This is a genomic window from Streptomyces sp. NPDC004542, assembly GCF_040610035.1.
Lineage (GTDB): Bacteria > Actinomycetota > Actinomycetes > Streptomycetales > Streptomycetaceae > Streptomyces.
Window position 1 is genome coordinate 1 of record NZ_JBEXLP010000144.1, and the last position, 11,389, is coordinate 11,389.

Consider the following 11,389-nt stretch of genomic DNA (forward strand, 5'->3'; position numbering starts at 1 on the left):
CACCGCGCCGGCATGCAGACCTCGAAGACCATCGTGGCCGTCAACAAGGACGCCGAGGCCCCGATCTTCGACCTGGTCGACTACGGCGTCGTCGGCGACCTCTTCGACGTCGTCCCGCAGCTCACCGAGGAGATCAAGACCCGCACGGGCTGAACGGCGGCAGGCGCGGGCGGCGGGGGCTTGTGAAGGTCCGTCGGTCACACGGACGCGACGAGGGCCGCGACCGTCAGACCGAGACCCTCGTCGCGTCATCGTCAACCGTGGTGTCCGAGAGGGCAGCCCGGGCCACCCGGCGCCGTCGCCTGCTTCGGAGAGGACTCCGACCGGATCACCGTGGCCGGCCGGCCGACGTACGGTGACGGGCGCGGTGGCGGTGGAAGCGGACCCTGCCGACGGGGGTCATGGGCCGGCACAGGCCGCTGTCGACGATGCGGTCGTGGCCGAGGAGCTCGCCCAGGGCGTGGCGCACCGGGGGATCCGCGAGGTGCCGCCGCTCACCGCGGACGGAATCGATGCCGTCCGCGGTGAGGGCGAGGTCTTCCAGGGCCTGCTGGACCGGCTCCGCGGCGTGGGGACGAGCGGGGTGATCGCCCCCGTGTACTCGGAGAGCGGAGCGACGGTGCGGGGAACGCGACCGGCGCGTTGCGGGCGGCGGCCGGAAGCCGGCCGAGCTCACCCGCGCACCCTGGTCGCGCTCGCCCGGCCGGGCCGGATGCCGCTCGCCCTTCCGGGCCTCCGGCCCGGCCAGGCTCGAATCGACGGGTACCGCCGCACGCCGCACTGGCGAGCGGAGCGGCTGTGCCGCATACCGGAACACCGGCCTGGGGTCTGCCGGCCCAGGGACGGAAACTGGGCCCAGTCCGACGCCGAGCGCACTCCACGTCGTGCGGATCGGCGACCGACCCCGTACCCGGAGTCCTTGTGGAAGATCGTGAGACGTATGTCGTCGTCGGGGCCAACCTGGCCGGCGGCCGAGCCGCCGAGGGTCTGCGCGCAGCCGGTTTCGACGGGCGGATCCTGCTCATCGGTGCGGAGCCCGAGCCTCCCTACGAGCGTCCGGCACTGTCGAAGGAGATCCTCAAGGGCACGATGGAGCCGGAGCAGCTCCTCCTCAAGCAGGCGGATGCCTGGGAATCCGATGGCGTAGAACTCGTCCTCGACACCAGGGTCACCAGAATCCGGCCGTCCGAACGCTCGCTGGAACTCGACAGCGGAGCCACCGTCCGGGCCGACAAGATTCTGCTCAGCACCGGCGGTCGCGTACGCCGTCTGACGATGCCCGGCGCCGAACTGGAAGGCGTGCGCTACCTGCGCACCCTTGAGGACGCTCTGGCGATCCGGGAGCACCTGCGCCCCGACGCACCGGTGGTGGTCGTCGGGGCCGGCTTCGTCGGCGCGGAGGTCGCGGCCAGCGCGAGACAACTCGGCGCTCGCGTCACCGTGCTGGAGGCCGCCGAGGTGCCCCTCCAGCGCGCGCTCGGCGAGCGGATGGGACGGTTGTACGCGCGGTACCACCGGGAGCGTGGCATCGACCTGCGCACCGGGGTCTCCGTCGAGCGGTTCGAGGGCGATCGTCGGGTGCGCGGTGTGGTGACCTCCGGCGGAGAACGTTTCGATGCCGAATGCGTCGTGGTGGGCGTCGGGATCGAACCGGCCACCGAACTGGCCGAGCAGGCCGGTATCGCGACCGGCAACGGCATCCTCGTCGACGAATACGGCCGGACCTCCCTGGAGAACGTCTACGCCGCGGGCGATGTGGCATGCTTCCCGCACGCGATCATCGGCGGACGGGTCCGCCTGGAGTCCTGGCAGAACGCGCAGAATCAGGCGGTGAACACGGCGAGGACCATGCTCGGCGAACGAACACCGTTCGTGGAGGTGCCGTGGTTCTGGTCCGACCAGTTCGACCTCAACCTGCAGATGGCGGGCGACACTTCGGCCGCCGACGACATCGTGGTGCGCGGCAGCACCGAAGCGGCGCGATTCAGCGCCTTCTACCTTCGTGAGGGTGTCCTCACCGGCGTGCTCGGGGTGAATCGTCCTCGCGACGTCCGTGCTGCCATGAAGCACATCCACAGCGGCGTACGCCTGGACCCGGCCCAGCTGACCGACGAGCAGGTCGATATCCGCAAGCTCGGGGTGCGGGCCGGGAGCGCATGACGACCGTCCGCTTCCGGGTCGGTGGCGGCAGGAGCGTCCCCGCCGGGCCGCACGGCGGCCGGAACGGGCCGCCGACGGTCCTTCCGCCCGGCGCCGGTACGGCGGCGTGGCTCGCGGGAACCGACCGGTGCCGGCCGAGCAGTGGGGCGGCAGGGCCGCGTTCCTCACCGCGGGAGGAGGGTGTATGGCCCCGGGTTCGGCGATACGCACACTCGGTCGTGCCCGTACCGCACGCGCGCCGACCGGACCAGAGGACGACGGGACCTCGTCGGGAAGAGCCGATGTCGTCGATCCGCCCCTGGCACAGCGCGTCCCGTTGCCCGCCGGGAAGTCCCCCAGCGCCATCGCGCCGCAGGTTCCGCGCTTCCTGCTGCGGGCTCGTGCACGGCCGGTGACCGGCTGAGCGATCGGATCGCCTGCCGCGCACCAGGCGTCGAGTACGGCAGACTGTTTCGAATGATGACGTCGAACTCGACCGGCCGGGCAGGCTCGCCACTGGCACGCAGACGCGACTCCGCGGTGACGCGTCGTGACATCCTGCAGGCGGCCGGCCGGCGTTTCGCCCGTGCCAACTACCGAGATGTGACTCTGCAGGAGATCGCGGACGACGTCGGTATCACTCCCGCGATGATCGTGCGCTACTTCAAGTCCAAGCGGGGACTGTTCCGGGAGGTCGCCCGCGGCTACGAGTTCAAGGTGTTCGAGCCGACCGATCCGCGCCTGGCAGCGGAGGGGCTGGCGCGTTCTCTCATGGAATTCTGGCAGGACGAGGACGCGCGCTGGCCGGCGATGGCGCTGATCAGGTCGCCGGACATGGAGGACGCCGTTCCCCTGCTCCGGGGCGAACTCGATCGACGCCTCCTCGGAGTGTGGCGGGAGACGGTCGTCACGGGTGTGGACGTGGAGGTACGCCTGCGCCTGCTGGCCGCGCTCAGCATGGGACTCGGTCTCTTCGGGCTCGACCTGTTCTTCGACCCCGATGCGCCTGTGCTCGACGCGGCCGACGCCGAGTCGGCCGCCGGGTATCTGGCCGCCATGCTGGACGTCTGCCTCGATCATCCCGCCGCCGGCTGACACGAAGCGGCACACGAGCGAGACCCGGGACTTCTCCCGGGTCTCTTTCTTTTCCGGCGCGTGTCAGAGGCGTTCCGTCATGCGGCACGGCTTCGTTGGTGAGCGACCGGTGGTGCCAGCAAGCTGGCACCACCGAGGTCGTCGCGGGAACGACCCTGCCGGCAGCCGAGGCCTCGCCGCGTGTCGGTCGTCGTTGCGCACCCACGCGAGCCGGAGGTGGGCCTCCGGTGGCGCGATGCGCCCTCGGCCGGACCGAGTGATCGGTCTCAGGTGAACGCCGTTCAGGTTGGGATGTGTACCAGATGAGTGTTGATGCGGGGAAATACGTCGACCCCGAACGCGGTCTCGTATGGGGTGAGATCTTCCACAGCCGGGAGATCTACGAGGCGGAGCTGAAGAACGTGTTCGGCCGGTCGTGGCTGTTCCTGGCGCACGACTCGATGATTCCGAAGCCCGGTGACTTCATCCAGCAGTACATGGGCGAGGACCCGGTCGTGGTGGTGCGACAGCGGGACGGTTCGGTGAAGGCCTTCTTGAACCAGTGCCGGCACCGGGGCATGCGGATCTGCCGGGTGGACCAGGGCAACGCGCGGGCCTTCATGTGCTCGTTCCACGGCTGGACGTACGACACCGCGGGAAACCTGACGTCGGTCCCGCACGAGGAGGAGGCCTATCCGCAGGGACTGCGGAAGGAGGAGCTGGGTCCGCCGCAGGTGCCGCTGCTGGCGAACTACAAGGGGTTCATCTTCGGGAACTGGGATCCGGACGCGCCCTCACTGGAGGAGTACCTGGGGGACATGGCGTGGTACTTCGACGCCTACGTCGACCGGTACGAGGGCGGCCTCGAAGCCATCGCGGTCCACAAGTGGGTCCTGCCGTGCAACTGGAAGTTCAACGCCGAACAGCCCGCCAGCGACGCGTACCACGGCGAGGTCACCCACGCCTCCGCGATGCAGGTGATGGGCGGCGGCGGTGTCCCGGACGAGGAGGCCGCACAGATCAAGCCCTTCGACGGGATGCCGTTCGGCAACCAGTTCAGTTCCCCGTACGGGCACGGCTGCGGCTGGATGAACCTGCCCGTGCCCGGATCCGGCCCGCTGCACAACGCCTGGAAGGCTTCCATGCGGGACCACGCCGTGGAGCGGGTCGGCCAGCTGCGCGCCGACACCGTCGCCATGCACGGGAACATCTTCCCGAACTTCATGGTCCTGGCCAACGGCACGATGCGCCTGACCCATCCGCGGGGCCCGGAGGAGATGGAGATCTGGGCCTGGACGTTCGTCCCGGTCATGGCCCCGGCCGAGGTCAAGGAGGAGATCCGGGTCGAGGTGCTGCGCACCTTCAGCCCCGGCGGCATGTACGAGCAGGACGACGCCGAGAACTGGCTCGAGGAGCAGCGCATCATGCGCGGGTACATGGCCCGCCAGAAGCCGCTGCACTACACGCAGCACCTGGACACCCCGCGCACGGACGTCAACGGTCTGCCCGGGAAGACGGCTCCGCACATCTACGCCGAGCTCGGCGCCCGCGGCATGTACCAGCACTGGCAGGACCTGATGTCCGGCGCCCCCTGGGCCGAGATCCGGAAGCTCAAGGCGCTGCGTGCCGAGGCCGACCGCGCACGTGAGCAGCAGGACCTGACGGCCACCTCCTGAGCCGTACCGGACGGGCCGTACCACTCATCACGAAGGGACACACATGACCGCGATCAGAGTGCTGCACCAGTTCCACGCCGGCGAAGAACAGGAGGAACGGCTCCTCGCCTACACGCGCCGACTGCGCAAGGAGACCGGGTGCCTCGAGGCGGAGCACTACCGCAGCGTCGTCGCCCCCGCAAGCATCGCCGTCGTCGAGCTGTGGGAGGACCAGTACCTCTACGGCGAGCACTGGGCGCGGGCGCTCGAGGAGGCCGAACCGGACGTCGTGCTCGGCGCGGTGTCCGGGCGTACGCAGAGCGGCGCCACCAGCGAGTTCTACCGGCACGAGTACTACCAGCCCGGCCGCGTCTGGCTCCCGGTCGCCCAGCAGGGCCGTACCCAGAAGGTGTTCTGGCCTGCCGCCGGCGCCGTACGCGTCCTGTACCAGGGCAGCCCGGCGGACACCGACGCGGTGCTGGAGGAGGTGGCCGAGGGCGTTCGCGAGACCAGGCGGGAGCCGGGCTGCCTGCAGTTCGAGTGGTTCCGCGGCACCGAGTTCCCGGGCCACGTCCTCGTCCTCGAGCTCTGGCAGGACCAGACGGCCTACGACGCGCACTGGCTGCTGCGCATCAGCACGGGCTCCGGTGGCGACGGGGGCGAGCAGGCGCCGCGCCGGCAGGGGACGAACGGCCTGGAGTTCTACCGCGGCCAGGAGTTCACCCACCTCTACGACCGCTGGCTGCCGGCCGATGTCGCCAGGCGGTCGGAGACGGTCGTCTGGCCCGGCTGACCGGCCCGTGCCCATCCCCTCAATGTTCAACGACAAGCATGGACTTGGAGTGAAGCGATGACGAACAGTGCAACCGCCGGCCTGCCGGCGCGGACGAGCAGCAGGATCCGCAGCCTCGGCTATATCGGGCTGACCGCCACCGACCTCGACGCCTGGCGGACCTTCGCCACCGATGTGTGCGGCTTGCAGATCAGTGCCCGGTCCACGGAAGAGCAGCTGCTGCTGCGCGCCGACGAGCGCTCCTGGCGCATCTCGGTGACGCCCGGTGACGGTCGGCTGACCCACGTCGGCTGGGAGGTCGCCGGCAAGGAGGAGCTCGACCTGCTGGCCGCCGAACTCGACGCGGCGGGCGTGGCCGTGGACGACCCGGGCACCGCGGACGAGCGCGGCGTGACCGGCCTGATCCGCGCGAAGGACCCGGCAGGCAACCAACTGGAGTTCTTCTACGGCGCGAAGATGGGGCTCGACCCCTTCGTCTCGCCCCGCGGCATCACCTTCGTGACCGGCGACCAGGGGCTCGGGCACGTCGTGCTGGCCATGCCCGACATGGCCGAAGCACAGCGCTTCTACCTGGACATCCTCCGGTTCCGGGTCAGCGACTGGGTCAACATGGGTCCGTTCACGGCGCTCTTCACCCATGTCAACCCCCGCCACCACAGCTTCGCCATGGCGCCCTCGCCGGGCCCCGCGATGATGCACCACTTCATGCTGGAGGTCGCGGACCTCGACATGGTGGGCCGCACCTACGACCTGGTCACCGACGGTGCCGCGCCGCTCACCTCGACGCTGGGCAAGCACACCAACGACCAGATGGTCTCGTTCTACATGCAGACGCCGTCGGCGTGTCAGGCCGAGTACGGCTGGAGCGGCCGGCCCATCGACGACGCGACGTGGACCACCGTGGTCCACGACAAGCCGAGCATCTGGGGCCACCGTCAGGTCGGCCCGGGCCCCGGCGCCCCGCAGGGCGGCTGACGTGGCCTGGGTCCCGGTCTGTTCGGTCGGACAGACGACGCCGGACGAGGGGTACAAGATCGAGAGCGAACCACCGATCGCCGTCTTCCACGTGGACGGCGAGTTCTACGCCATCGACGACACCTGCTCGCACGGGTTGTCCTCCCTCTCCGGGGGATACGTCGACGGCTGCGAGGTCGAGTGCGTGTGGCACATGGCCCGCTTCGACCTGCGCACGGGACGCGCGATGTGCCTCCCGGCGACGAAGGACGTACAGACATATCCGGTCAAGGTCGACGGCGACACGATCTACCTCGAGGTCTCCGACTCGATCGCCGCGACGATCAGCGAGGTGAAACGATGAGCGGACTGCTGGACATCGACAGACTCCACTCGGTGGGAGTGGTGGTCAAGGATCTCGAGAAGGCGACCCTGCGGTACGCGGAGATCTTCGGCATCGACGCATGGGACGTACGCGAGTTCGGGCCTGCCCGGCTCACCGACGTGTCGGTGCACGGCCGCAGGACGATACCGGCGTTCCGGACGGCGACGGGCACCACGGTCCCGCCCGCCGGCGTCGGCCTGTTCGGCCTCCCCAACACACCGGTGACGTTCGAGCTCGTGCAGCCGCTGCGGGGGGAAAGCCCCTTCCAGGAGTTCCGGTTCGTGCGCGGCCAGGGCATCAGCCACCTCACACTCGCGGTGCGCGACTCCGGCGCATTCGGAGCGCTGCGTGAGCTGCTCGCCAAGAACGGGATACCCGTGGCCGCCTCGATGACCGTCGACGGCGCCCTGCAGCGCCATTTCCTGGACACCCGTGCCGCGCTGGGCGGGTTCCTGATCGAGGTACAGGTGCCGCTGCGGCCGTCCGCCGAGCAGCAGGTCGAGGTGACCGAGCGGTGGAACCACGCCGGCCGCTACACGCGCCCCGAGGGCGTCGGACCCATCGCCGTGCAGGGTGTCAACCACTTCGGTGTCGTCGTGAACGACGTGATGGCCAGTCTGCGACGCTACAACGAGATCCTGGGGATCCCGAGCTTCCAGATCCGCGACTGGCGGACCGAGCCGGACCTGCTCGAAGGCTGCTACTACCGGGGCGAACCCGTCGAGCACGAATACTTCACCGGCGTGTCGCTGTTCCACGACTTCGGCTTCGAGATCATCCAGCCCACGATCGGTCCGAGCCACTACAACCGTGAGTTCCGCGACCGCTGGGGTGAGGGCGTCCACCACATGCTGCTCAACGCCACGACCGACGAGGGCGAGTGGGACCGCTCGCGCGAGTGGCTGGCCTCGATCGACGTTCCGCTGGTCATGGGAGCCGACGTGATGCGTGGCTCGAGCGCGTTCTGCTACTACGACACGACCGAGGCGCTCGGCGGCTACATCCTGGAAGCGGTGCTGGCCCGCCGTGCCCCCGACGAGGACGTCGCGCAGCCCGACTACGTCATCGACTTCGCGGCCCTGACCTCGAACCTCTGAGGATCCCCGAGCGACAAGGAAGGTGGAGATCCGATGAAGGTGCTGACGCACGACAACGGGTCGACGACCGCGGTGCCGGTCCAACTGCAGCGGGACATCGAGCAGTTCCTCTACCACGAGGCCGATGTCCTGGACGACTGCGAGTTCCGTGAGTGGCTGGTCATGCTCGCGCCGGACATCCACTACTGGGCTCCGGTGCGGGAGAACCGTCTCTACCGTGAGCGCGACAAGCAGATCGCCGCACCGGGGACCTCGGCGCACTTCGACGAGAACTTCGCACATCTCTCCCAGCGGGTGGAGCGGCTGTACACGCACATGGCGTGGTGCGAGGACCCGCCCTCGCGGACCCGGCACCTGATCACCAACATCCGGGTGCGGGAGACGGCGGTCCCCGACGAGTGGGACGTCCAGTCGTCGTTCTACATCCACCGCACGCGCACCGAGCGTGACCACGACTGGAACGTCGGACGGCGCTACGACGTGATCCGCCGGGCCGACAACGCCCACGGGTTCCAGGTGGCGCGGCGGACCGTGCTGTTCGACGTCGCCACCGTACTCACCAAGAACCTCAGCCTCTTCTACTGACCGCCCGCTCACACACGGAATCCGGTGATCACTGTGACACTGACAGCTGAGGGAATCATCAAGATCGACGGTCTCGCGAGCCGGTGGGTGCGCCTGCCCCAGGGAGTGAAGGCCCACTACATGACGGCGGGCGACGACGGCCCGGCCGTGGTGCTGCTGCACGGCGGCATCAACGGCTCGTCGGGCACCGCGGGCTGGCGGTTCATGGCGCCGTACCTGGCGTCCAAGGGTCTCCGGGTGTACTGCCCGGACCAGCCGTCCTTCGGGCTGACCGAGGACCCGGAGGGCTACTACCAGCCCGGCGCGGCGGGCCACGTGGACTTCCTCCACGACTTCACGACGGCCCTCGGCCTGGACCGTTTCCACCTGGCCGGCAACTCGATGGGCTGCGGCAACACGGTGCAGTACGTCCTTGCCCACCCGGAACGGGTGATCAGCTTCGCCCTGATCGCCGGCGCCGTCGGGGACGTCGTGCCGGCGGAGGAGGTGGCGAAGCTCCGCGAGGAGCTCAACTGGGTCGTGCCCTCGATCGGCCTGTTCGACGGGACACCCGAGTCCATGGAGACGATGATGCGCTCCATCATCCACCGTCAGGAGGCGATCAGTCCCGAGCTGATCGAGATGCGCACCCGGGCGGCCAACAAGCACCAGGACACGTGGCAGCGGCACATAGCGGCGTTCCTGGGCAAGGTCGACGCGAACACCAGGGCGCGGCTGAGCACCAAGGGCCGGCTCGACAAGCTGACCATCCCCGCGATCTACCTGTACGGGCGCAACGATGTCCTGCTGCCCGTCCAGGAGGGTTATCTGTACGAGAAGGCGCTGCCGAACATCCAGTTCTTCTTCCCCGACGAGTGCGGGCACCAGGGGCAGACGGACCAGCCCGAGATGTTCAACGCGGTGTTCGCCGAGTTCTTCGGCACCGGCAAGGTCAGCCGGAAAACGGCCGACTGGGCCGGGGTCTCCAAGAACCGCCCCGAGCTGCCGCACCTCGTCGAGCAGGTCTGAACCGAGAACGACCGCAGCAGCCCTGCGCGGGGCCGCTGCGGTCGTTGCGTCTGCGGGAGGGCCGGTTCACGCTGTCGCGGTTTCCGGTCCCCGGCCCGTGCGGCGGACCGGCGCCGCCGCCGGCACCGCGGGGCCCGAGCGCCGCGCCGTCCGGTCGGACGCGTGCCTCCCGGGGGCCCGATCACCGGCTGACGTCTGCGTGCTGGTGGTCGCGCCCACCGCCTGTGCTCTGCTGCAGTCCCTCATCAACCCGGCGCTGCCGGTCCTGCGGAGCGCACCGCACACCGACGCGCGGTCCGTCACCTGGATCACCACCGCCTGCCTGCCTGCCCCTGATGCTGTCCGCCCGTGTCATCAGGGCATGGGCGGCGGCCGTGTCCCGCTCTCGTTCGGCGTCATCCGGGACGAGTTCCCCCCGGCGAAGGTCCCGGGAGCGATCGCCGTGATGTCGGCGCTGCTCGCGGTGGGCGGCGGACCGGGCCTCCTCGTCTCGTTTATTCAGCTGGCCATCGACGGCTGAATAAGCGACGAGAGTGTTTCGCTGGAACGCGACAAGCGTGCCGCATATCGGCGAATATCACCACGTGCCGTCGTTGAGGATATGGAAAGGGCAGCAACGGCTCTGCCCGTGGCGCGATCAATCAATGGAGCGGCCAGACACACCACGCCCAGATGTGACTCCTGCAGGTCGGTGGCGAATCCGTTTTCTCTCACTCGCTGCAGAGAGATACTCAGCTGTCCCGGCTGGCTCAACGTGTACGGAGTATGCCTGGACATCGGGCTTTCCAAGATCGCTTCCTGTGCGACCGAGTCGGAGAATGCCAGGATCGCTTTACCGAGAGCGGTGCAGTAGGCAGGCCGGCGAGTCCCGACACTCGTGGTGCAGGGAGCCGCGTGATGGCCGAAGATCTTCTCCAGGTAGAGCACTTCAGTGCCCCTGAGGACCCCGAGGTGGACGGTCTCCCGCGTCTCGGCGTAGAGCTCGGTCATGAAGGGCAGGGCTCGTTCGCGCAACCCGTTCGGGCGACAGGAACTGACCCGCTGACCCAACTCGAAAATATGTTCTGTCAGCGAATAGCGATCACCCACCCGTCGCACGTAACCGCTTTCGAGCAGGACCGACAACAGACGAAAAGCCGTAGATTTGGGGAGACCCGCCCGCACCGCCAGCTCGCTGACGCCGAGTACGGTGCGCGGTCCGCCGAATGCGTCGAGCAGGGTCAGCGCCTTTCCCACGGATGTCTCCGAGCCGTTGCGGCTCTCGGACAGGGGGACGCGCCGCGTCTTTGCGTCCGCCGCCCGGTGTTCGTCGGGAAAATCCAGGAGACCTGCGGTGTTCGACGCGCCGGCTTCCATCAGCATGTTGGCCCACCTACCTCGATGTAAATGGCCATTTACTTGACTGACCATAAAGCCGGGTAGAGGTGTTGTCAACGCCGCGGGCGCGGGGGTGCGCCATGGTGGGGTCAGGGGGCATGGACGCGCTCCGACCCCATGGGAGGGCCGGCGGACCCCTCTGGCGAGCCGCGATCATCGCGGACGTCACGTCGGGATGGCCCCGGCGTCCGTGGAAGGACATGCGCCATCCGGGAGGAACGGTCCAGGGCGCTGACGCGAAGCGTCTTTACGAAGCCATGGGCATTACCGTCAGTCATGAAAGTGGAGACGATGGGGGCCCGCCACGGCAAGAACGCGACCT

Annotated in this window: 11 protein-coding genes and 1 pseudogene; 11 read left to right on the forward strand and 1 reads right to left on the reverse strand. The window is 68.8% G+C overall.

The genetic code is table 11. The features are described from left to right. From ABZX30_RS36615 to ABZX30_RS36665, 11 genes and pseudogenes are all read left to right on the forward strand, one after another. Positions 1-153 (forward strand): annotated as a pseudogene (locus ABZX30_RS36615) (electron transfer flavoprotein subunit alpha/FixB family protein); the annotation flags it as partial. A gap of 768 nt (positions 154-921) precedes the next feature. Beyond that, positions 922-2,160 (forward strand): FAD-dependent oxidoreductase, encoded by a 1,239-nt coding sequence (locus ABZX30_RS36620; protein WP_355942335.1) that lies wholly within the window; start codon positions 922-924, stop codon positions 2,158-2,160. A gap of 456 nt (positions 2,161-2,616) precedes the next feature. After that, positions 2,617-3,234, forward strand: coding sequence for a TetR/AcrR family transcriptional regulator (locus ABZX30_RS36625; RefSeq protein ID WP_355942337.1), 618 nt, complete (start codon positions 2,617-2,619; stop codon positions 3,232-3,234). 302 nt (positions 3,235-3,536) lie between these two features. Next, positions 3,537-4,889 (forward strand): aromatic ring-hydroxylating dioxygenase subunit alpha, encoded by a 1,353-nt coding sequence (locus tag ABZX30_RS36630; RefSeq protein ID WP_355942340.1) that lies wholly within the window; start codon positions 3,537-3,539, stop codon positions 4,887-4,889. A gap of 43 nt (positions 4,890-4,932) precedes the next feature. Then, a complete protein-coding gene (locus tag ABZX30_RS36635; protein WP_355942342.1) occupies positions 4,933-5,661 on the forward strand; it encodes an antibiotic biosynthesis monooxygenase in 729 nt (242 codons plus the stop codon). Between the two features lie 57 nt (positions 5,662-5,718). Then, a complete protein-coding gene (locus tag ABZX30_RS36640; protein ID WP_355942345.1) occupies positions 5,719-6,636 on the forward strand; it encodes a VOC family protein in 918 nt (305 codons plus the stop codon). A gap of 1 nt (position 6,637) precedes the next feature. Further along, positions 6,638-6,979: a bifunctional 3-phenylpropionate/cinnamic acid dioxygenase ferredoxin subunit gene (locus tag ABZX30_RS36645; RefSeq protein ID WP_355942348.1), complete on the forward strand. Its 342-nt coding sequence runs from the start codon at positions 6,638-6,640 to the stop codon at positions 6,977-6,979. Continuing rightward, on the forward strand, positions 6,976-8,097 hold the full coding sequence (locus tag ABZX30_RS36650) for a VOC family protein (RefSeq protein ID WP_355942351.1): 1,122 nt from the start codon (positions 6,976-6,978) through the stop codon (positions 8,095-8,097). The genes ABZX30_RS36645 and ABZX30_RS36650 overlap by 4 nt, the downstream gene beginning before the upstream one ends. Positions 8,098-8,130: 33 nt before the next feature. Further along, complete coding sequence (locus tag ABZX30_RS36655) at positions 8,131-8,682, forward strand: 3-phenylpropionate/cinnamic acid dioxygenase subunit beta (protein ID WP_355942354.1); 552 nt, start codon at positions 8,131-8,133, stop codon at positions 8,680-8,682. Between the two features lie 33 nt (positions 8,683-8,715). Beyond that, positions 8,716-9,690 (forward strand): alpha/beta hydrolase, encoded by a 975-nt coding sequence (locus ABZX30_RS36660; RefSeq protein ID WP_355942355.1) that lies wholly within the window; start codon positions 8,716-8,718, stop codon positions 9,688-9,690. A gap of 97 nt (positions 9,691-9,787) precedes the next feature. Further along, positions 9,788-10,210 (forward strand): hypothetical protein, encoded by a 423-nt coding sequence (locus tag ABZX30_RS36665; protein WP_355942357.1) that lies wholly within the window; start codon positions 9,788-9,790, stop codon positions 10,208-10,210. Here ABZX30_RS36665 and ABZX30_RS36670 read toward each other — a convergent pair. After that, a complete protein-coding gene (locus ABZX30_RS36670; protein WP_355942360.1) occupies positions 10,189-11,052 on the reverse strand; it encodes an IclR family transcriptional regulator in 864 nt (287 codons plus the stop codon). The genes ABZX30_RS36665 and ABZX30_RS36670 overlap by 22 nt on opposite strands. Positions 11,053-11,389: the final 337 nt, after the last annotated feature.